We start from the raw sequence: 19945 nt of genomic DNA, 5'->3' as shown, positions 1-19945 counted from the left end.
ACAGCTTTATCCGAATAAATGGGTACATTACTAACGTGGTAGCAGGCGAACTTGCCCGTTTTTTGCAGACTATGGTGTACTTAGTAGGAAGAAGAATAAGGGAGGTTTTTTTATGACCAACGTACAACCAAGAGTACTTCGCGCCAAACACGGTACCGAAAAAGAATGCAAAGGCTGGGTACAAGAAGCTGCCCTGCGTATGCTTCACAACAACCTCGATCCAGATGTAGCTGAGCGTCCGGAAGACCTCGTCGTCTATGGCGGAATCGGGAAGGCAGCACGTAACTGGGAGTCCTTCGATGCGATTGTGGCTACGCTCAAAGATCTCGAAGATGATGAAACCATGCTGGTGCAATCCGGTAAGCCTGTAGCGGTGTTCAAGTCACACAAGGATGCTCCACGCGTACTGCTCGCCAACTCCAATCTCGTTCCGAATTGGGCGAACTGGGATGTGTTCCGCGATCTGGAGAAGCGCGGTCTGATGATGTACGGGCAGATGACGGCTGGTTCTTGGATTTATATCGGGACACAGGGGATTCTGCAAGGGACGTATGAGACATTCGGGGAGGCGGGCCGTCAGCATTTTGGCGGATCACTCAAAGGCACGCTGACCGTTACCGCAGGTCTTGGCGGGATGGGTGGCGCACAGCCGCTTGCTGTCACGATGAATGAAGGCGTTGTCATCGCGGTCGAGTGCGATCCATGGCGGATTCAGCGCCGTATCGAGACCCGCTACTGCGATGTCAAGGCAGACACACTCGACGAAGCGCTCCAACTGGCGAAGGAAGCCAAGGCAGCAGGTAAAGCCCTGTCCATCGGTCTCTTGGGCAATGCAGCGGAAATCCTGCCGGAGATGGTACGCCGTGGGGAAATCCCTGATCTCGTCACCGACCAGACCTCTGCCCATGACCCGCTCGTCGGTTACCTGCCAGCAGGGATGACGCTCGAAGAAGGCGCGAAGCTGCGCGAGGAAAACCCACAGGAATACATAAAGCGTTCCCGTGCCAGCATGGCGGTGCACGTCCAAGCGATCCTCGATATGCAAAAGGCAGGCGCGATTGCGTTCGACTATGGCAACAACATCCGTCAAGTGGCACTCGAAGAAGGCGTGACCAACGCATTTGACTTCCCAGGCTTCGTCCCTGCGTTCATCCGTCCGCTGTTCTGCGAAGGCAAAGGGCCATTCCGCTGGGTAGCACTCTCCGGCGATCCAGAAGACATCTACAAAACCGATGAAGTGATCATGCGCGAATTCGCTGACAATGAACATCTGGTACGCTGGATTAAAATGGCGCAGGAGCGTGTCGCGTTCCAAGGTCTGCCGTCCCGCATCTGCTGGCTCGGCTATGGGGAACGTGCCAAATTCGGCCGCATCATCAATGAGATGGTGGCAAAAGGCGAGCTGAAAGCACCAATCGTCATCGGCCGTGACCACCTCGACTGCGGCTCTGTCGCATCTCCGAACCGTGAGACCGAAGCGATGAAAGACGGCTCTGATGCCGTAGCTGACTGGCCGATCCTCAATGCGATGATCAATGCGGTCAACGGTGCAAGCTGGGTATCTGTACATCACGGCGGCGGTGTAGGGATGGGCTTCTCGCTTCACGCAGGGATGGTCATCGTCGCAGACGGTACAGAAGATGCGGCACGCCGACTGGAGCGCGTCCTCACTTCTGACCCAGGCATGGGTGTCGTGCGTCACGTCGATGCAGGCTATGACCTCGCTGTGAAGACCGCCAAGGAAAAAGGCGTCCGAATCCCGATGATGAAGGAGTAGAGTGATGCGAGCCAAATCTTTATTGATCCATAATGCCAGCCAGATCATCACCATGCACGGCAACAACGAAAAGCCCCGCACAGGTGAGGCGATGCGCGATATCGGCCTGATCGAAGGCAAAGGCCAGATCGTCGCAGTCATCGACGGCAACATCGCCGGAATCGGCACGGAAACCCAGATCAGAGAGATGCTCAAGGAAGCGGGCATCAAGATCGAAGAACTGCAAGTGATCGACGCGGACGGGAAGACAGTCATGCCCGGCCTCGTCGACCCTCATACCCACATCGTGTTCGGCGGCTCCCGCGAGTATGAGCTGGAGCTGCGCATGAACGGCGCGACCTACCTCGAAATCCTGGCAAAAGGCGGCGGCATCCTCTCCAGCACCCGCCATACCCGTGAAGCCAGCGAAGACGAGCTGGCCCGCCAAACCACTGAGCGCCTTGATAAGTTCCTCAAGCATGGCGTCACCACCGTCGAAGCCAAAAGCGGCTACGGCCTGACGCTTGAAGATGAGCTGAAGCAATTGCGTGTCGCCAAGCGCCTCGATGCCAAGCATCCGGTTGATATCGTCTCAACATTTATGGCGGCCCATGCTGTACCGCCTGAGTATAAGGAAGATCCGGAAGCCTACATCACGCTGATCATCGAAGAGATGCTCCCGCGCGTAGCTCAAGAGCAGCTGGCTGTCTTCAACGATGTCTTCTGCGAACACGGAGTATTTACCGTCGAGCAGTCCGAACGCATCCTCGAAGCAGGCAAAAAGCACGGCCTGATCCCGAAAATCCACGCGGACGAGATCGAACCGATGGGCGGCGCGGAGCTTGCGGCCAAAGTAGGTGCGATCTCCGCTGACCACCTGCTCAAAGCTTCTGACGAAGGCATCCACGCGATGGCAGAGGCAGGCGTCGTGGCGACCCTGCTGCCGGGTACAGCCTTTTTCCTGATGGCTGAGTATGCACGTGCCCGTCACATGATCGACGCAGGTGCAGCCGTAGCACTCTCCACCGACCGCAACCCAGGCTCTTCCCCGACGGAGAATCTGCAGCTGATCATGAACCTCGCCGTGCTCAATATGAAAATGACCCCGACCGAAGTGATCACCGCCACCACGATCAATGCCGCACACGCCATCGGAATGGCAGACCGTGTAGGCAGTCTCGAAGTAGGCAAGCAAGCCGACATCGTGATCATGGATGTGCCGAATTACCAGTTCCTCACCTACAACTTCGGTGTCAACCATGCTCACACCGTGATCAAAAAAGGCGAGGTCGTCGTAAAAGGAGGCCAGCTCTGCTATGGCCGATAACCTGACCAACCCATACATCAGTGCGCCTTCCATCATCAACCGGGCAGGGGGCGCAGACCGGCTCGACCGCAAAGTCAGCCAGTGGATCGAGCCTTATGCAGCAGGAGCGGCTTTTGACGTCGGATTGATCGGCGTGCCGCTCTCCCGCTCCTCGATCAGTGCATCAGCAGCCAGTGAAAATCCCAATGCGATGCGCCTCGCGTGGAAAGGCTTCGGCACCTGGTATGCTGATTACGATACCGATGTGTGTGACCTGCGCGTCTGCGATATCGGTGACATCAAGATGCACGTCACCGACATCCTGCAATGCCAGTCCAATATCGAAGCAGGCCTGACCCAGCTGTATCAGGATATCCCCGATATGATCCCAGTCGTCATCGGTGGTGACCACTCGATTACCCGTCCATCGCTCAAAGCATTTGCCAACGCGAATCCGGGCAAGACAATCGGACTGATCCAGTTTGACACCCATTTTGACGTGCGCAATCTCGAAGACAGCGGACCTTCCAACGGCACTCCGTTTCGCGGCTTGCTGCAAGACGGCGTGATCCGTGGAGAGAATATCGTCCAGATCGGCATCCACGGCTTCTCCAATGCGACCCCGTACCGTGATTATGTGCGTGAGCAGGGCATCACGACCTACACCATGCGCCAAGTCCGGCAAAAGGGTGCGGAAGCCCTGGTCAAGCAGGCTGCCTCCGAGCTGTCCAAGCGTGTCGACCTCATCTATGTCACCGTCGATATCGATGTGCTGGATATCTCGCATTGTCCAGGCTCTCCGGGTGCCGCACCGGGTGGGATGATGTCATGGGAGTTGTTCGACGCCGTCTATCATCTCGGCTTGGAGCCAAAAGTCCAAGCACTCGATCTAGTGGAGCTGGACCCGTTCCGCGACATCGCCCAGATCTCGGTCAAGACTGGGTGCCACACGATTCTCTCTTTCCTCGCAGGCGTACGCAACCGTCTCAAAGCGTAACCCGCTCAACCAAACTATGGTATAATAGTTGAAATCAACTGTGACCGTAAGAAGGAGAGAGAGAACCCCATGGGAGACGCTTGGTTTGAAAAAAGCTTTTTAGATGATTATCTGCTGGTCTATCAGCACCGTGACGAGGCTTCTGCTGATGCGGAGATCGCCAACCTGCTGGATCGCTCCCCGATCAAAAGAGAGGGCCGGGTGCTTGATCTGTGCTGCGGCAGCGGCCGTCACTCCCGCGCTCTCGCCAAGCGCGGCTATGATGTGGTAGGCGTTGACCTGTCCCCGGTGCTGCTCCAGCTGGCCAACGAGCAGAATACCTACCCGAATCTGCAGTTTCATCAATACGACATGCGCGAGATTCCGTTCCGTGACGATTTTGACATCGTGGTGAATCTGTTCACCAGCTTCGGCTACTTTTCCACCGATGAGGAGAATGCCAAGGTGATCGCCAATATGGCGAAGGCGCTCCGTACCGGCGGCGAAGTAGTGATCGATTACCTCAACCCGCCGTATATCATCGCCAATCTCGTCCCGCACTCCGAGCGAGAGAGCAACGGACTATTAATCGAAGAGAACCGCCGCATTGAGGATGGCTGCGTCAAAAAAGAGATCATCGTGCGTGACGCCGAGTCAGACGAACCGCGCCGCTATCAGGAGCAGGTGCGCCTATATGAGCTTCCGCAGATGATGGAGATGCTGACCCAGGCTGGTTTTTCTGAGATTCAGGTGTTCGGCAACTACGAGTTTGGGCCGTATGATTGTAAGGAATCTCCACGGATTATTTTGTACGCGAAGAAAGCGTAGGGATGAAGTCAGAGTCAGAATACATAGACGAGCAACCGAGTGTTGTTCGTCTTTTTTCATCCCTTATGCATATAGCAGGTCAAGCGCGTCTGCTCGGAGGAAAGAGGACATGTTCAACCACGAAAAACATTGATTTTTTGCGGAAGGGGTTCGTATGTATAAGAGAGGGGTTCCAGTGGTACTTGTACTGGTGATCATCGCCACAGGGTTCTTGTGCTTCAACCAGTATGAGCAACAGGCCAAACAACAGATGAGACTCGAAATGATCGCCGGACATAACCTGTTCCTGCTGACACAGGTGTATGAGGACATCATGAACCAGACCGACAACGATTCCGTAGGGTCTGAACACATCCACCGTGTGAAAGAAAGCATGGTCAAGATGAAAGAATATTCCTATAATGTGGATAGTGCCGTAGGCCAAGACCATCTGCAGACGCTGGCGGAGGAGCTGGAAAAAGTCAACCTTTTGCTAGAGAACAGATACACGGCCAAAAAACAACTGACACAACAAGATGCGCAGACCTACAAGGAGCTGCTCCAGCTGGTGAAAGAGCTGCGTACCACCGTCTACCAACACTACTATGACCAAGATGACCCGGAAGGCGGTAAAGCAACCCTAACCGTAACCGGCGGGGATGAAATAAGCCGCTTGATACAAAAAGCGAAGAATCTTCAAAAAGGAGCGATTCGATGACCGCCAAACAACACTTCAGCACCACCTACACCTCTCTGATCACATGGGCCGAAGATGACCTTGCCAAGCTCGACGACGAGACATGGCTCACCCCGATGAAGCCGGGCAAATGGTCGATCGCCGAGGTACTCTCCCACCTGATCGCCTGGGACCGCTTCGTCTGTGAGGAGCGCATCCAGCATATCCAACCGGGAGAAATCCTGCACAAGGTAAGTTCAGATGAGCAGGAGACCAACCGCCGCGCCGCAGAATACGCCCGCGCCGGGATCTCCAAGGAAGCGCTGATCGCCGAGTTCAAAGAAACCCGCCAAAAGCTCATCGATGCTGTCGATGCCTTGTCCGAAGCGGAGTTCATCACGCCGTTCCGCATTGGGGAGAGGGAGCTGACCATCGAGACGTATATGCAGGGGATGATCCACCATGATACGCACCATCGCCAAGAAATAGACGACTTTTTGGCGAATAAATAAGGCAAATCCCGCATACTAAGCGAACCTCAACGTGAATATGATAGCGGTAAGCGTTTTCATAAGACTTCAGGGGGTGTCCCGCTATGTCAAAGCTGACAACCGATCAAGTCCGGTTCAACTTGGGAAAAGCACCGGGTTGGAAGCTGACAGATGATCAGACAGCGTTGTCCCGTACGTTTTTGTTTGTGGATTTTGCAAGTGCCACTCATTTTGTGAGCAGGGTGGCGGAATGGGTGGAAGGAACGGGAGTGCTTCCTGACGTACGGATTCACGGCAGTACGGTGACGATCACGTTGACCTCGCAGCATGTCCGTGGGTTGACGGGCAAAGAGTTCGCGCTGGCACAGATCATCAACAAAATATAGGCTGGAGGCTGGTGGCCCCATCCCAAACCGGTGATTCACGATTCCCCTGGTGAGTTATCGGTTTTTTGTTGTAACAGTGAACAGTGACACCCCCGTTCAAGCACGGTATAATGAAAAGGAAGGTTAACACGAAGAAGGGGGAGGATGGCATGCAAGACTATGTATCTCGCAATAAAGAAACCTTTGACCGACTAGGCACAGAGGCAACCGATGTCAACGAGCTGATCCGCATCGCCTCACAAGCCCTGCCCGGTTTTCAGATGCTCCTCGCGGGTGGTTCTGTTCTCGATCTGGGTTGTGGGGTAGGCCATGATTCGCTTCGTCTCAAACGCCACCGCCTCCATGTAGCGGGTCTGGATATCAGCGAAGTGATGTTGGAAGCAGCAAAAGAGCAGGTAGAGGGTGTCTCGTTCATCCAAGGCGATTTCCGCAACCTGCCGTTTGATAACAGCAGCTACGATGGCGTCTGGGCCAATGGTTCCCTGTTCTATGTGACGCCGGAGGATTTGCGCCGTACGTTGGCTGAGGTAGCGCGCATTCTGCGTCCGGGCGGTGTGTTTTTTGCATCGTACATAGCGGGGGAGGGCGAGTTTCACGCGGACTCGCTGTATCATCGCAGGTACACATGGGAAGAATTAGAACCGATGTACCGCGAAGCAGGCTTCCGCACGATTGACAATGCGTTTGGACAGCCATATTTTAGCATCATGGCTGTGAAATAAAGGAGGATTCATCCATGGACATCCAACAGCATGCCCAACTCGAAGAACAGCTGGGCACCTTCTCCAATACCGCGCTTAGCATCACCTTTACCCAATGGGATGCCGAGAGCGAGGATGAGGAGGAAGTGAGCGAATTCCGCGCGACACTCAAGGAGTTCCGCATCACAGACAACGAGTTCGAGGAAAAAGACCTGCTCCTCGTATTTGACCAAGACGGTGACGATGTGGAAATCCTGATGGAAATCCCGGCGGAAGAAGTCGATCTGGCTACGTTGGACGGCAGCCAGCTGCGTATTTTTGGGACGGAGGCGGAAGTCGTATTATCAAAATGATCGACCTAGAGGAGTATCGCTACTACGGCACGACCGACCCGATGCCCAAGAGCGAAGCCTACCGCTGCTCCAAGTACCTCAAACGCCACAAAGATGACATCCTGCTCATCGGCCAATACCTGATCGACACCACCGCCCTGATGACCCCGTGCAACCTGGATTGCTTCCATTGCAGCTCGGTTCATCGGGAGACGTGCTGTGAGGGAGGTCAGCCCTACTCCGTAGACGGCTGGCAGATCCCGCTGCTCGAACAGGAAGGCCCGCAGATCATCGAGCGCTTCTTCACCGGGAGCGCTCACCGGTATGCAAGCCAGCATGGCATCTGGGACAGGGAAAAAGAGGCAGGAACTCCCGCTACCTGCAGCGGCTCCTGCCTGTTTTACCGTGAAGTGGACGGGACACGCCTGTGTGCGATTCACGCCCATGCCATCCGGGCAGACAAGGATGTCTACTCACTCAAGCCGTTCAGCTGCCAGCTGTACCCAATCGAGCTGATCCAACTCGGCTCCTATGTGCTCATCACTGCGCTGACCGAAGAGACGGCACCGTTTTCCCGCTGGGGTTATGATTATCTGGACTCATTTTATTGTTCCAATCTGAAAAAACGGCAAGTCGCCACTCACATCGACCCCGATCGATTTCGCGTGGAAGACTACCAGCCCGCGTATGTGTGGGGCGAGGAGGTCATCAGCCGGGCATTCGGGCCAGAGCTGTACGATCAGCTCCGCCGGCTTTTATCATCCGAACCATTCGAACCATCTGAACAGCAAGACAGCCGCTCCCACGGTTAGACCGGGTGGGACGGCTCTTTTTATATGTTCGACACAACTCGACACATTTGGTGAAAAATCATCTTGAACTTCGACTTCTCCAATGAGAAAATACATTACTGACACATAATATATATAGATAAAAGATAGGACACCAAAGACTCGAATTCAAAGGAGCCATACTCACATGCAAGCAAAAACATGCAAAGAATCACGTACCATCAAAGCCTCCCTGATCCTGCCGCATGACACCAACATGCACGGAACCATCTTCGGCGGAACCGTCATGTCTCATATCGACGAGGTCAGTGCGATCGCTGCGATGCGTCACTGCCGCCGACCAGTTGTAACTGCATCGATCGACTCGGTTGACTTCCTCGCTCCAGCCAAACTGGGCTATTCCGTCTGCCTAGAAGCTTTCGTCACACACACAGGCCGTACGTCGATGGAAGTCTTCGTGAAGATCGTCTCCGAGGATCTGACGACAGGTGACCGTCAATTGACGGCGACTTCTTTTATCACGTTCGTCGCCCTTGATGGCAATGGCCGTCCTACCCCTGTTCCGCAGATCGTACCGGAGACAGAAGAGGAGAAATACCTGTTTGAGACCGCTCCAGCACGCCAACAGATGCGCAAAGAGCGCCGTAATCATACCCAGGATTTTTATGACCAAATTGATATTACGAAAAATATTTAAGTGAAATGAGCGAGCACTCGGTTGTCTGCATGGGAAGCAGGTGGCCGGGTGCTTTTTTTATTGATTTGTTGATGGGGATGGATTGCCAAGCCAATGGAATGGTGATACGGTATAGGGTATATAAAATACCTTGTCAGGGGAGATTTTGCTTGAAAATCAGAACGGTACTTATCCTCGTTGTTTTGTTTGCCGCCGTCCTTTTTGCCATGATGAAGCAGAATCCGGCACCGGAATCAGATCAAGCATTTCCGACGCTTCCGGAGGTGAACTACCAAGCTCCTGTTTTTGAATTGAACGATCTGATGGGCAAGCCATTCGCTCTGACCAAAGGCAAGCCAGTCTTGCTCAACTTCTGGGCTACCTGGTGCCCACCGTGTAAGGCTGAGACGCCTGATCTGGTGGCAGTTTCCGAAGCGTATGGCGATCAGGTGACCTTCATCGGAGTGAACGTGACGACCCAGGATACAATGGAGGATGTACGCCGCTTTGCTGCTGATTATCAGGTGAGCTATCCGATTGTGCTGGATGAGACAGGCGAAGTGACGAAACAGTACCGGGTCAGTGCGATGCCTACCAGCTTTGTGCTCGATGCCCAGGGAGTCATTGTCTATAAAAAAGTAGGTCCGATGACAGCGGCTGAGATGAAGCGCATCATCGACCCACTGCTGACGAGGGGAGGCAGCTGAGATGTTCGAAGCAACGGAAGGATTCCAACTCGGACCTGCCAATGTCCCGATCTCTCTGATCGCAGTGGTGATGGGACTGGCTATTTTTCTGCTATGGATAAAGAAAGGAGAGCGGGAGCAGAGTCATCAGGCTGATCGTTTTCGTGATCTGCTGTTTTCTTCTCTGTTCGTCGCGCTGCTGGTCTATAAATTCTGGCCGTTTGTGGAGAATTACGGGCAGCTCTCGGTAAAGCCGTCCCAACTGTTGCTCTACAGTGGAGGGGCGTATGGCTGGGAGGCTGCGATGATCAGTGGTGTACTCTGGTTTACTTATGGGGGGATCCGCCGGAAGCTGTCGCTTTGGCTTACAGTGGAGTGGCTCTTGCTCGGGTTTGTGTCCGTACGGGTGGCTTCATCTTTGCTACTAAAAAAGGTTGGGATGCCGACTGACTGGTGGGGCTGGACCGTGCAGGGGCAAGTGTATGTGCCGATGAATCTGTTGGAGGGTGTAGGGTATCTGCTGTTGGTTGGGGTGTATGCGTGGGTTAGGGGGCAGCACGGTGTCAAGAGTGGTGAGGATCATAGCCATCATATGACGGATGGAATCATCACGACTAACGCGGTCGATGCAAGTCAGTTCCACAAAGAACGAGCTGCCCTTTTACTCGTAGGGGTCGGTCTGCTGACGCTGTTGCTTACGCTAGGGGAGACTGGACGGAATGCTGTGATCTGGGGCAATTGGACGTTGGCTGAACTGTGCGGTTTCGTTGCCATCATCATAGGGGGATTACTCCTCCTATACCCTATTAGGTATAAAAAAGTTGACAACTAAATCAATTGCGGTAATAATAGAGTCATAACTCGATCATACCCTACGGGGTATACGAAAGAGGTGAATCTGATTGGACTGGATGACCTATCTGTTCTGGGCCTTGGTCTTGTTGTTCGCATATCGGATGTTTCGCCCGATCAAGGGACTTACGTCTCTTTCTCCAGCCGAGGTGGAGGAACGACTGAGCCGTCAACAAGGGCAAAAGCCGCATTTTATCGACGTTCGTGAAGCACATGAGTACAACGGGGGGCATATTCGTGGGTTTTACAATATCCCGCTCAGCCAGTTGAGTGCACGTATGCATGAGCTGTCCGCAGACCGTCCGATCATACTGACCTGCCAGAGCGGGATGCGCAGCCGCCGTGCCGCCCAGATATTGCTGGGCAAAGGTTTTTCGCAAGTAAGCCACTTGAAGACCGGGGTATCCGGCTGGAAGGGAAAGCTGGAGAGATAAGGAGCTGGACGATTTGGGGAGCCGCTCCTTTTTTCAAACAAAATAACATACCCTACACGGTATACAAAAACCAGAAAAACGAACAGGTTCATAATTCCGAAAGAGGTGAAACCCTATGACAATAGGTATCATGAAAGCAAGCGAACTGCACGAAAAAATCGGCAAAGGCCTGGTTGTTGTGCTGGATGTGCGTAACCCAGACGCATACCAAGAGTGGAGAATTCAGGCTAACGATCTGGAGTCACTCAACATTCCGTACTATGATTTTCTCGATGAAGACAGCGAAGAAGTCTACACCACGATCCCGCAAGACCAAGAGATTGTCGTCGTCTGCAACAAAGGCAACAGCGCCCAGATGGTAGCGGCCAAGCTGGATGAGCGGGGCTGCAAGGTCAGCTATCTGGAGCGAGGGATGCTTGGGTGGAGCGAATTTTACCACCCGGTCACGGTTGTGGAGGAAGCGGATTTCAAGCTGATCCAGCTCAACCGCCTCGCCAAAGGCTGTCTTTCTTATCTCGTGATCTCCCAAGGCCAAGCCCTGATCGTCGACCCGAGCCGCCACGTAGACGAATATCTGCAGCTGGCAGAGCGCGAGAATGTCAAAATCTCTCATATCGTCGACACACACCTGCACGCCGACCATATCACAGGTGGGCATGAACTCGCAGATAAAACAGGGGCGACCTACTACATCTCCTCCAGCGAGATGCAAGGCTCGCCACTCTCCTACGAGCCGTTGGACAAGGTAGACCAGCTGCAAGTAGGCGCTGTCACTGTGAAAATTCTGCCGATCCCCACACCTGGACATACCCCAGGGAGTGTCTCAGTCCTGATCAATGACAAGTATCTGCTCTCCGGAGACACGATTTTTGTAGGGGGTCTGGGTCGTCCTGACTTGGGTGGGAGGGCAAGAGAGTGGGCGCAATCGCTCTATGATACCGTGTTCCAGACGATTGCCCCGCTGTCGGATGATGTGATTGTTCTGCCGACACACTATGCTGATATCAAAGAGGTCAATGCGAATGGCTATGTCGGCGCCGACCTCGGCACGATCCGCCAGAGCAACGAGGTGATGCGCACCCAAGACCGCGAGCAGTTTACCGAGATGGTGGCTGGGTCTGCGGGGCAGAGTACGCCGCCTAATTATGAGGAGATTATCGATATCAACCGTGGTGTGGTTGAGGTGACGGAGGAGAAGGCGACGGAGTTGGAGGCCGGGCCGAACCGTTGTGCGGTGCATCACGGGTAATGAATAAGTGAACAGAGGATGGACTCGCGATCGGATAAGCGGTATGGAATGAAGAAACCTCCTGAAGTCTGCTTGGGCAAAATGCTTGACTGGTTTGCCCGGTGACGCAGGAGGTTTCTTTTTATTGACAATGACAAAAGATAATGGCATCCGATAAGATGTAGGCAGAAGCATAAAATAGAAAGGAAGCTTGAATGAAAAAGACCTTGATCACCACCGCAAAATGGGCAGCCGTCATCCTTGCTTCCGTCTCTATTCTATTGACCCAGATTGAAATCAAAGCAGCGAAGTATTCCACCTCAGATATGAAGCCAGAGCCTTTTTTGATCGGAGTCATTGACAGCCAAGAAGATTCTGCCATAGGTAAGGTCATCAAGCAGGAAAGAATGAAAAAGGAGAAATCCATCACAAAGTTGGATCGATCAAGCACGCGACTTCCTGCTGAGATTGATGCAGTATGGGTAGCACAAAAAGAAATCGGACAAGCCAATGTCCAAGCCCTGTTCCAAGAAGCGCAAAAGCAACAGAAGCCTTTTTACGTCTATGGAGAGAATCTGGATGCAGGTCGTATTCATGCCACTCTCGGGTCAGGGATAGAGCTGTTGCCTGATTGGAAGGACGGGAATCATGCCTACCAACTGGATATGATGGGCTACAAATTTGAAAACGGTTCGGTCAAACCGTCTTTTGTCTTATCGGCCAACCGTAATGAGCAGGCATACGAACTCGATGATCTTAAACAGCTGTCGAGAAGATATAACGTAGATATCAAAAAGAAAGACGACATCACCGGTTTTTTCGCCACTTCTGCGTATGCGGGGGGTATGACCGATATCTCAGTCCCAGACAGCTACAGCCCGATCTATACATGGGAAGCACTGATAACCAACTACGTTCCGCTCAGTGCGACACAGACTGGCGTTGCGAAGACCTACCACGTATGGAAGGTGTACAAGGATGATACCCCTGCGGATACGTCTATGAAGGATTACATCTATATTCGGGCCGATGAGCCGGTCAGTGCATTTTCTCGTTTGAAGTCAGAGGAGGTGGTGAGTCGGCTGGATGCGGATCAGGCCAGCAAGATCATTACGACCGCTTGGAAGCCGGATAACTCTTCTTGGTCAGGCTCCGTCTCGATGAACATTGGTTTCCCGCCATCAGCCACGGTATCGTGGAATACGGATGGAGATGTAGAGATTTTTGGCTCAACGGGGAGTTTGGCAGATGATTGGCATTCGTTTTCGGTGGAGGATAATGAATGGACGGATACACTGCTGCGTCAGGGAGATACGTGGATCTCGACGCAAAGCTACAGCATCAGCCAGGGAGCGGTTAAGCATAAGATAGGGCATCGGTTGACACATACGGTAAATGGCAAGTCAGGATATGTTGAGCCGGGGGAATATAGTAAGCTTGATGCGAAAAGTTGGGTGACCAACTATGTGTATTGGGTGATTAGCAAGTGAACGATTATCACAGCAAAAAAGGGAGGAGAACCCCAACAAGGTTCGCCTCCCTTTTTCATATTCCTACTAAGACGTCTTTCTAAAACACCAACGTCCCTCTCTTCAAAATCTCCTCAGCCTTCATCATATCCACATACATCTCACGGTCTTCCTCCACACGAGAAATCTCCGCACGCAGCAGCTCATACGCCTTTTGCGTACCAGCGCCAAGCTTGCCTTGGTCTTTCTGGAACTCCACCGCTTGCGCCGCGCAGAGGTACTCAATCCCCAGCACCTTAAACACATTGCTCACAACCGTACGCAATTTACGCGCAGCTGTCGTACCCATGCTCACGTGATCCTCCTGATTCGCAGAGGATGGGATGGAATCCACAGAAGCCGGATGGCACAGCACTTTATTCTCAGACACGATGGACGCCGCCACATACTGTGTAATCATAAAGCCGGAGTTCAACCCACCATTCGGGGTCAAGAACGCAGGCAGTCCGCTCAATTGTGGATTCACCAGACGCTCGGTGCGACGCTCAGACAGGTTGGCCAGCTCATGTACCGCGATCGCGAGGAAGTCGGCTACCAGCGCCATCGGCTGTCCGTGGAAGTTACCGCCGGAGATCACGTCGCCAGTCTCGGTGAACAGGATCGGGTTATCGGTCACACTGTTGCACTCGCGCTCGACGGTCTGCCAGACGTAGTTGAGCGTGTCACGGGTAGCACCGTGCACCTGTGGGATGCAACGCAGGCTGTATGGGTCTTGTACCCGCATCTGGCCTTGATCGGTGGTGCGCTCACTGCCTGCGAGGTGCATCAGCATACGGCGGGCAGATTCTTGTTGACCCGGATGAGGGCGGACAGCGTGCAGCTGGGCGTCATATGCTTTTGGAATGCCGTGCAGGGCTTCTACGGTCAGGGCGGCGATGACTTCAGCGCTCTCCATAGCGATCCGGGCATCGTAGAGGGCCAGGCAGAGCAGAGCGGTCATGGCTTGGGTTCCGTTGATCAGGGCGAGACCTTCTTTGGCTTGCAGACGCAGAGGTGTGAGTCCTGCTGCTTGCAGAGCTTCACCGCCACTCATGCGTTTGCCTTGGTACTCAGCTTCACCGCGGCCAAGCATCACGAGAACCATGTGAGCGAGAGGAGCCAAGTCACCGCTTGCACCGAGGGAGCCTTGCTGTGGGATGATCGGATGGACACCGTGGTTACACATGGCGAGCAGAAGCTCCAGTGTCTCCAGACGGATACCGGAGAAGCCCTTGATCAAGGCATTGATGCGCAGAGCCATCATCGCGCGGACCACTTCGGCATCATACGGCTCACCCATGCCGCAGGCGTGGCTTTTGATCAGGTTCTCCTGCAGTTGGCTGACATCCTCTTGGGGGATCATGACATCGGAAAATTTACCGAAGCCGGTTGTGATCCCGTAGACGACTTTTTGCTGTGCGACCATCTCATCGACCATGCGGCGGGATTCCTGTACCTTGGCAATTGCTTCTGGGGAGAGTGTCATCTGGGCGTGACCGCGTGCGATCTCTACCACCTGTTCAATCGTAAGCCCATTTCCATCCAGTACCAATGTATGTTGATTCATTATGTTTTCCTCCTTTATCACAGCAAAGCAGGCAAAAAGAAAGAGGTTAGGAAATTTTCCTAACCTCTTGGCCATATATAAATTTGATTATCATGACAATGCCTATGGATATGTACCATATCGATTCCTCGCTTTTGCTGTAACTGCTTGTGTGTAATCTCTTCTATTTTGACCGAAGTTGCCGATTTCGTCAAGACAGGCGATCGGGCAAAATGGGCTTGGGATTTTACACACAATAGGCGAATGTCGTTTCCGCGAGGGGGTGAATGTCATACCATGCAATATGTCACGTAATCAAAAAGGGGTGTCTTGAACCAAGATGGAAAAGGAAATTAGAAGACCGATTATCCAGCCGACGCCAAAAGAACAGCCAAGACCAATCGCACCGCAACCCATCGTGCCGCCGCGCGTGATTGCTCCAGCACCACAGATGCCAGCGGCTCCCATGCCGATGCCGATGCCAATGCCGACACCTGCTCCAGCGCCGGTAAGTCCGCGAATCGAAATCCACATTCGCAAATATCATTTCCATCTGGAGAGAATGCAATACTACTACGACAAATGCCGCCGTCACCAAAAACATCCGAAAAAATTCCGTGGATACCACAAACAATACCGCTACCACAAAGACCGCATGGATCACTACTACTCCAAATGCCACTCTCACCATGATAGTTCCTACGGGTCTTCTTCTGACTGCGGATGCAGCGACAGCAGTTCGTATGGCGGCAGCAGTTCGCGTGGCAGCTCCCGTGGCGGTTCCAGCTCATTTGGCAGCAGCAGCTATGGCTACGGCAGCCGTCATCATGCACACAAACACGGTCATCACCACCATCACTGGCACCACGACCATCATGGCCATCATCACGACCATCACGGTCACCACCATGGAGGAGGTTATGGCGGAGGCTACCAGACCTATCCGGGCCGAGGCAAAGGCCGGGGAGACTGTGGATGTGGCTGCGGCGGACGCGGAGGCTGTAAAGGTTCCAGCAGCAACTACTAAGCTCATAGACGGACGTTCTGACAATACAGGCGCCCTCTTCCGGGGATGGAGAGGGCGCTGGTTATTTTTTTCGTTTACGCCAGGACAAGCGGTGGGGACTCCACCTCAACTTTGGCTTGTCTTAATTCACTCCGCAGCTTCAGCAGAGCTTCGTCCTTGTTTTTACACTCCAGCATGATATCGACATTGTGATGGGACACTTTGTCTAAGAAGCGCAGAAACGCATTCAGCTCGATCGTATCGGCATGGGCGCGGAAATCCTTTTCTGACTTGGGGGAGGAAAAATGCATCTTGGGCGTCCGGTCTCCCCATGTCGCGATGATACGGGGCAGGTATTCCTCGATCTGCTCCCCGTTGTTGATACAGTCGTGATGATGGATGTCTAATACCATCGGAGCACCGATTTTTTCGCACAGGTGCAATACTTCGATCATAGTAAAAGAGACATCGTCATTTTCCACGACCAGCCGTTTCTTGATATGCTCAGGCAGGGTGGCATAGTGGTCGGCGAAGCGTTGCAGTGAGCTTTCTTTATCCTGATACACCCCGCCCACATGTGTCACAAGGATCGAATTGGCGTCCAAGCCCATCAGGTCAAACACCTTGGCATGATAATCGAAGTCCTTGATCGTCGATTCCAGGACGCTCGGATTATTAGTGTTGAGAATGCTGTAATGCCCAGGATGCGAGGTCATGCGGATGGCATTGGCACGGATGAATTCACCCGCCTTGTCCAAATCCCACTTGAATTCCTTTTCCCAATCCCAGTCAGCGGCGATCGGATGGGTGGCGAACGGTACGAATTCCGACGGCAGCCGATAGAGGAAAATCCCGTTCTCCACGTTGTACTTCAGGAGATCCATCAGGTTGAAAAAGTTGCTCTGCATCACCTTGCGAAGCTTTTTTTGCCGTCCTGCCGGATCCAGCTTTTCCAGTTGACCCACCGTGGTCTTTTTGTTCGGGTTGTTCTTGGTCGCCATGCTGATACAGGCATACCCTAAGCGAATCACGGACATCCCTCCCCAGAAGCTTGTCTCCTCCTATGTAGTATCCCCGCAGAGGAGAGCACTACGGCTGGGAAAAAAGTCTGTATGAACCATCGGCCGCCGAGGAAACATACTCACAGAAGGTACATAAACATCGAGGAGGCTCGTCATGGCAGAACATATCTTGTCCGAAGAATACCGCGAAGGTCTGCAAACCTTTGGCCGCATGATGCCAAACGTACTGCAAGCCTACAATGATTTCACCAACGCTTGCTTCGCAGACGGTGCAATCGACCGTAAGAACAAGCATCTGACAGCACTCGGCATCTCTCTTTTTTCCGGCAATGAGCACTGCATCGTCTACCATATGGAAGGGGCACTTGGCGAAGGGGCGACCGAGCAGGAGATCGCAGAAATCGTCGGTGTGGCAGGCGCATTCGGCGGCGGAACCACCTTCTCACATGGTGTCATGCTGGTCAACGAAGTGATGCAGGAAAAGCAAAACAACGTACAATAACAGGATGTGGAAAATATTTTTCAGCACGGGCATAACCCATTTTTTGTGGGGCTAATGCCCTTTTTGTGTGTTTGAACAGGAAAGATTCTTTTTGGACGGTCATTTTCCCTAGAATGATGGTATAATATTATACACGAGTCTAGATCGATGAAAACTGCCAAAAATAAACAAAAAAGGAGAGGAGAGATGGGGAATTGACCGATGTTATCCACCAAATTGCTCCACATGTCTGGGCGATCATCACATACGAGGATACATGGAAAAGCTACATCAACAGCTACGTTATACAATCAGACGACAAATATCTCCTCATTGACACCAATATGAAGAAACACCGGCAGACCTATCTGGGCGCGCTTCAGGAGCTCGGGGTCACGCAGCAGAATATCAACGGTGTCTACCTGACCCACCGTCACTCGGATCATATTGGCAATGTAGAATCCTTCCGTACTTCAAACAACTGGATTCATTTACATGATTTTTTTGAATTAGACGACTTTTCGCAAACTTTGTTCGGGCATACGTTTGCAGGCAGCAAGGGTGACCTGTCTCGTCTGGAGTACTTGAATCTGTCGTATCATACAGAAGGTTCGGTCGTTTATTTTGACCGGAACAGCGGTACTTGTTTTACAGGGGATCACATCTGCTTCTTCGGCGACCCAATGGACGAAGTGATGGGATTACAACAGGTACGGCGAGAGATTTTCTTGGAATCACTCGACAATCGGCAGAAAACAGAGCCGGAGCGGGTGGAAGCCTTCGCTGACGGGATCAGACAGATGATGGAATGGCCAATTGAGATTCTCGCCACCGGACATGGTGCAATCCTCAAAGGTGATGTACATGGTTTCTTCGGACAAATTTTAGAGATGACAAACAAGACGTAACAAAAAAAGCCTCACCCCACTTGGGAAGAGGCTTTTGTCCATTCATCCAGACGTTTGTCGATCTCGGATGGGTTCAAATGCATGGTCAGAATATAAGGTTGTGTGGAACATTTCTGTAAATAATCGACGGCTCTTGGGAAATCACCCTTGGCTGCGGCGATCTCAGCGAGGCAGAAGAATTCGAGGGCGGGCTTGAGCTTTTTCTTATTGATCATGGAGAAGGCTTCGACCGCGCTCTGGATGTCGCCCAACCGTGCCTGGGAGCAGACGATGATGCCAAGCGCATTGGTCAGATTCTCATCGCGCTCGTATACGCGGAACGCCACATCGATCGCATCCTTGTACTTGCCCCGGTAAAAGTAGACGGTGGAGAGGTTGTAGAACAGGTAGTGAACCAGTGCCTGGTTGAACAGGGTCGGTCTTTCTTTGCAGGAGGACAGCCCCTCTGCGATATATCGCTCGGCCTGCTCCAGATTGCCTGTGAGGATCTCGTGGCTGGATTTGTCCAGCATGGCGACGCTTTTCCGTCCGTTTTTGCGGTAGGAGGCTTCCAGCCAGTAAAGCACGCGCTCAGGACGGCGCTTGGTCAATACGCTCATATATTGATACCGGAACGGCCAATGAAGTCGAATGAAGGCAACCAGAAGAACCACTGCCACACCAGAAAGCGTGGACACCCAGTTAAGTTCTAAGTAATCCATACGTGGAATCTTCCTTTCCAAAAGTAGAGTATTCCCATCTTAACATAGTTACGTGTGGACGAATAGTGGGGAGTATAGGGCGAGTTGGTATTTGAAAAAGCAGAGTGCTAAGATGAGAGAACCGATACCAAACAGGGCAAAAAGGGGCGAATATACACATGCGACTAACCATCACACCAAGTGTTACAGCCATGGGACTGCTCGTCGGACTCTCGCTCGCAGTCATCCTGTCCGGCTGTGGCGGCACAACTGTCGGAGAGTCCACGTCACAACAAGAAACAAGGACAAGCACTGCCGGGCAGAATGAAAATCTGCGTTACCAAGCCGTGCTTGAGCCGATGAGAAGTCCGGTATCGATGGGCAAACCGATTCCCTTTAGCATCAAGGTCAGCGAAAACGGCCAGCCGGTCACAGGAGCCGGTGTCGAGGTACATTTTGAGATGAAAGAGATGGATCACGGCGATCTTGCGGTCAAGGCAGAAGAAGAGACGCCGGGCGAATACAGCGGGCTGATGAATCTCCCGATGGCCGGGGCGTGGCAAGCCTATATCCGTGTGAACAAGGGAGACGTGCAGGAGACGACTGTGATTGATCTGGCAGCGGTGTCCGATGAGATCAGTACGCATTAGGACAGCGAATCCATACATAAAATGATAAGAAGAGAACCAGCAGGGG

The 19945-nt window shown here is 52.9% G+C and carries 23 protein-coding genes; 20 read left to right on the top strand and 3 right to left on the bottom strand.

Features of this window, described 5'->3' with window-relative positions; translation table 11 throughout:
- The first annotated feature begins 112 nt into the window (after window positions 1-112).
- The 16 genes from hutU to FGI41_RS08515 all read left to right on the top strand — a co-directional run bounded on the left by hutU (window position 113) and on the right by FGI41_RS08515 (window position 13588).
- On the top strand, window positions 113-1777 hold the full coding sequence (gene hutU, locus FGI41_RS08590) for a urocanate hydratase (RefSeq protein ID WP_139489535.1): 1665 nt from the start codon (window positions 113-115) through the stop codon (window positions 1775-1777).
- Window positions 1778-1781: 4 nt separating this feature from the next.
- Window positions 1782-3083: an imidazolonepropionase gene (hutI, locus tag FGI41_RS08585; protein WP_139489534.1), complete on the top strand. Its 1302-nt coding sequence runs from the start codon at window positions 1782-1784 to the stop codon at window positions 3081-3083.
- On the top strand, window positions 3073-4059 hold the full coding sequence (locus FGI41_RS08580; RefSeq protein WP_139489533.1) for an agmatinase family protein: 987 nt from the start codon (window positions 3073-3075) through the stop codon (window positions 4057-4059). The genes hutI and FGI41_RS08580 overlap by 11 nt, the downstream gene beginning before the upstream one ends.
- A 69-nt stretch (window positions 4060-4128) precedes the next feature.
- Entirely contained in the window at window positions 4129-4866 is a 738-nt protein-coding gene (locus FGI41_RS08575; RefSeq protein ID WP_139489532.1) for a class I SAM-dependent methyltransferase, read from the top strand.
- A 154-nt stretch (window positions 4867-5020) separates the two neighbouring features.
- Window positions 5021-5563, top strand: a complete 543-nt coding sequence (locus FGI41_RS08570; protein ID WP_139489531.1) for a hypothetical protein — start codon at window positions 5021-5023, stop codon at window positions 5561-5563.
- A complete protein-coding gene (locus FGI41_RS08565) occupies window positions 5560-6033 on the top strand; it encodes a DinB family protein (protein WP_139489530.1) in 474 nt (157 codons plus the stop codon). Before FGI41_RS08570 ends, FGI41_RS08565 begins: the two co-directional genes overlap by 4 nt.
- A gap of 83 nt (window positions 6034-6116) precedes the next feature.
- Window positions 6117-6398 carry a 4a-hydroxytetrahydrobiopterin dehydratase gene (locus FGI41_RS08560; protein ID WP_139489529.1) on the top strand — a complete coding sequence of 94 codons (282 nt, stop codon included), beginning with the start codon at window positions 6117-6119 and terminating at the stop codon, window positions 6396-6398.
- Window positions 6399-6547: 149 nt separating this feature from the next.
- A complete protein-coding gene (locus FGI41_RS08555; RefSeq protein WP_176560189.1) occupies window positions 6548-7120 on the top strand; it encodes a class I SAM-dependent methyltransferase in 573 nt (190 codons plus the stop codon).
- Window positions 7121-7134: 14 nt separating this feature from the next.
- Window positions 7135-7452, top strand: coding sequence for a hypothetical protein (locus tag FGI41_RS08550; protein WP_139489527.1), 318 nt, complete (start codon window positions 7135-7137; stop codon window positions 7450-7452).
- Complete coding sequence (locus FGI41_RS08545) at window positions 7449-8243, top strand: DUF3109 family protein (protein WP_139489526.1); 795 nt, start codon at window positions 7449-7451, stop codon at window positions 8241-8243. Before FGI41_RS08550 ends, FGI41_RS08545 begins: the two co-directional genes overlap by 4 nt.
- Window positions 8244-8409: 166 nt before the next feature.
- On the top strand, window positions 8410-8919 hold the full coding sequence (locus FGI41_RS08540) for an acyl-CoA thioesterase (RefSeq protein ID WP_139489525.1): 510 nt from the start codon (window positions 8410-8412) through the stop codon (window positions 8917-8919).
- 149 nt (window positions 8920-9068) lie between these two features.
- Window positions 9069-9605, top strand: a complete 537-nt coding sequence (locus tag FGI41_RS08535; protein ID WP_176560188.1) for a TlpA family protein disulfide reductase — start codon at window positions 9069-9071, stop codon at window positions 9603-9605.
- A 1-nt stretch (window position 9606) separates the two neighbouring features.
- Window positions 9607-10416: a hypothetical protein gene (locus FGI41_RS08530; protein WP_139489523.1), complete on the top strand. Its 810-nt coding sequence runs from the start codon at window positions 9607-9609 to the stop codon at window positions 10414-10416.
- Between the two features lie 79 nt (window positions 10417-10495).
- Complete coding sequence (locus FGI41_RS08525) at window positions 10496-10870, top strand: rhodanese-like domain-containing protein (protein WP_255298391.1); 375 nt, start codon at window positions 10496-10498, stop codon at window positions 10868-10870.
- A 115-nt stretch (window positions 10871-10985) separates the two neighbouring features.
- Complete coding sequence (locus FGI41_RS08520) at window positions 10986-12119, top strand: MBL fold metallo-hydrolase (RefSeq protein ID WP_139489521.1); 1134 nt, start codon at window positions 10986-10988, stop codon at window positions 12117-12119.
- 194 nt (window positions 12120-12313) lie between these two features.
- Complete coding sequence (locus FGI41_RS08515; protein ID WP_139489520.1) at window positions 12314-13588, top strand: hypothetical protein; 1275 nt, start codon at window positions 12314-12316, stop codon at window positions 13586-13588.
- Between the two features lie 79 nt (window positions 13589-13667).
- Here FGI41_RS08515 and hutH read toward each other — a convergent pair whose 3' ends face one another.
- Window positions 13668-15173, bottom strand: coding sequence for a histidine ammonia-lyase (gene hutH / locus FGI41_RS08510; RefSeq protein WP_139489519.1), 1506 nt, complete (start codon window positions 15171-15173; stop codon window positions 13668-13670).
- Window positions 15174-15492: 319 nt separating this feature from the next.
- Here hutH and FGI41_RS08505 point away from each other — a divergent pair, with 319 nt between their 5' ends.
- Window positions 15493-16179 carry a hypothetical protein gene (locus tag FGI41_RS08505; protein WP_139489518.1) on the top strand — a complete coding sequence of 229 codons (687 nt, stop codon included), beginning with the start codon at window positions 15493-15495 and terminating at the stop codon, window positions 16177-16179.
- A gap of 74 nt (window positions 16180-16253) precedes the next feature.
- Here the strand turns inward: FGI41_RS08505 and uvsE are convergent, their stop codons facing one another.
- A complete protein-coding gene (gene uvsE / locus FGI41_RS08500; RefSeq protein WP_139489517.1) occupies window positions 16254-17189 on the bottom strand; it encodes a UV DNA damage repair endonuclease UvsE in 936 nt (311 codons plus the stop codon).
- A gap of 145 nt (window positions 17190-17334) precedes the next feature.
- Here uvsE and FGI41_RS08495 point away from each other — a divergent pair, with 145 nt between their 5' ends.
- Both FGI41_RS08495 and FGI41_RS08490 read left to right on the top strand, forming a co-directional pair.
- Window positions 17335-17682 carry a carboxymuconolactone decarboxylase family protein gene (locus FGI41_RS08495; RefSeq protein ID WP_139489516.1) on the top strand — a complete coding sequence of 116 codons (348 nt, stop codon included), beginning with the start codon at window positions 17335-17337 and terminating at the stop codon, window positions 17680-17682.
- Window positions 17683-17876: 194 nt separating this feature from the next.
- The gene (locus tag FGI41_RS08490) at window positions 17877-18569 is read left to right on the top strand and encodes an MBL fold metallo-hydrolase (protein WP_139489515.1); all 693 of its coding nucleotides are present in this window, start codon (window positions 17877-17879) and stop codon (window positions 18567-18569) included.
- Between the two features lie 11 nt (window positions 18570-18580).
- Here FGI41_RS08490 and FGI41_RS08485 read toward each other — a convergent pair whose 3' ends face one another.
- On the bottom strand, window positions 18581-19270 hold the full coding sequence (locus FGI41_RS08485; RefSeq protein WP_139489514.1) for a tetratricopeptide repeat protein: 690 nt from the start codon (window positions 19268-19270) through the stop codon (window positions 18581-18583).
- A gap of 158 nt (window positions 19271-19428) precedes the next feature.
- On the opposite strand from FGI41_RS08485, the gene FGI41_RS08480 reads away from it, so the two are divergent.
- Window positions 19429-19899 (top strand): FixH family protein, encoded by a 471-nt coding sequence (locus FGI41_RS08480; RefSeq protein WP_139489513.1) that lies wholly within the window; start codon window positions 19429-19431, stop codon window positions 19897-19899.
- Window positions 19900-19945: the final 46 nt, after the last annotated feature.

Source organism: Brevibacillus dissolubilis, from assembly GCF_006170445.1.
GTDB lineage: Bacteria > Bacillota > Bacilli > Brevibacillales > Brevibacillaceae > Brevibacillus_B > Brevibacillus_B dissolubilis.
The sequence above is the reverse complement of the archived record's forward strand: the minus strand, read 5'-3'. Positions and strand labels throughout refer to the sequence as shown.

Excerpts from the sequence above, each read along its gene's own strand:
- hutU (WP_139489535.1), top strand. The coding sequence starts at position 113 with ATGACCAACGTACAACCAAGAGTACTTCGCGCCAAACACGGTACCGAA.
- hutI (WP_139489534.1), top strand. The coding sequence starts at position 1,782 with ATGCGAGCCAAATCTTTATTGATCCATAATGCCAGCCAGATCATCACC.
- FGI41_RS08580 (WP_139489533.1), top strand. The coding sequence starts at position 3,073 with ATGGCCGATAACCTGACCAACCCATACATCAGTGCGCCTTCCATCATC.
- FGI41_RS08575 (WP_139489532.1), top strand. The coding sequence starts at position 4,129 with ATGGGAGACGCTTGGTTTGAAAAAAGCTTTTTAGATGATTATCTGCTG.
- FGI41_RS08570 (WP_139489531.1), top strand. The coding sequence starts at position 5,021 with ATGTATAAGAGAGGGGTTCCAGTGGTACTTGTACTGGTGATCATCGCC.
- FGI41_RS08565 (WP_139489530.1), top strand. The coding sequence starts at position 5,560 with ATGACCGCCAAACAACACTTCAGCACCACCTACACCTCTCTGATCACA.
- FGI41_RS08560 (WP_139489529.1), top strand. The coding sequence starts at position 6,117 with ATGTCAAAGCTGACAACCGATCAAGTCCGGTTCAACTTGGGAAAAGCA.
- FGI41_RS08555 (WP_176560189.1), top strand. The coding sequence starts at position 6,548 with ATGCAAGACTATGTATCTCGCAATAAAGAAACCTTTGACCGACTAGGC.
- FGI41_RS08550 (WP_139489527.1), top strand. The coding sequence starts at position 7,135 with ATGGACATCCAACAGCATGCCCAACTCGAAGAACAGCTGGGCACCTTC.
- FGI41_RS08545 (WP_139489526.1), top strand. The coding sequence starts at position 7,449 with ATGATCGACCTAGAGGAGTATCGCTACTACGGCACGACCGACCCGATG.
- FGI41_RS08540 (WP_139489525.1), top strand. The coding sequence starts at position 8,410 with ATGCAAGCAAAAACATGCAAAGAATCACGTACCATCAAAGCCTCCCTG.
- FGI41_RS08530 (WP_139489523.1), top strand. The coding sequence starts at position 9,607 with ATGTTCGAAGCAACGGAAGGATTCCAACTCGGACCTGCCAATGTCCCG.
- FGI41_RS08525 (WP_255298391.1), top strand. The coding sequence starts at position 10,496 with ATGACCTATCTGTTCTGGGCCTTGGTCTTGTTGTTCGCATATCGGATG.
- FGI41_RS08520 (WP_139489521.1), top strand. The coding sequence starts at position 10,986 with ATGACAATAGGTATCATGAAAGCAAGCGAACTGCACGAAAAAATCGGC.
- FGI41_RS08515 (WP_139489520.1), top strand. The coding sequence starts at position 12,314 with ATGAAAAAGACCTTGATCACCACCGCAAAATGGGCAGCCGTCATCCTT.
- hutH (WP_139489519.1), bottom strand. The coding sequence starts at position 15,173 with ATGAATCAACATACATTGGTACTGGATGGAAATGGGCTTACGATTGAA.
- FGI41_RS08505 (WP_139489518.1), top strand. The coding sequence starts at position 15,493 with ATGGAAAAGGAAATTAGAAGACCGATTATCCAGCCGACGCCAAAAGAA.
- FGI41_RS08495 (WP_139489516.1), top strand. The coding sequence starts at position 17,335 with ATGGCAGAACATATCTTGTCCGAAGAATACCGCGAAGGTCTGCAAACC.
- FGI41_RS08485 (WP_139489514.1), bottom strand. The coding sequence starts at position 19,270 with ATGGATTACTTAGAACTTAACTGGGTGTCCACGCTTTCTGGTGTGGCA.
- FGI41_RS08480 (WP_139489513.1), top strand. The coding sequence starts at position 19,429 with ATGCGACTAACCATCACACCAAGTGTTACAGCCATGGGACTGCTCGTC.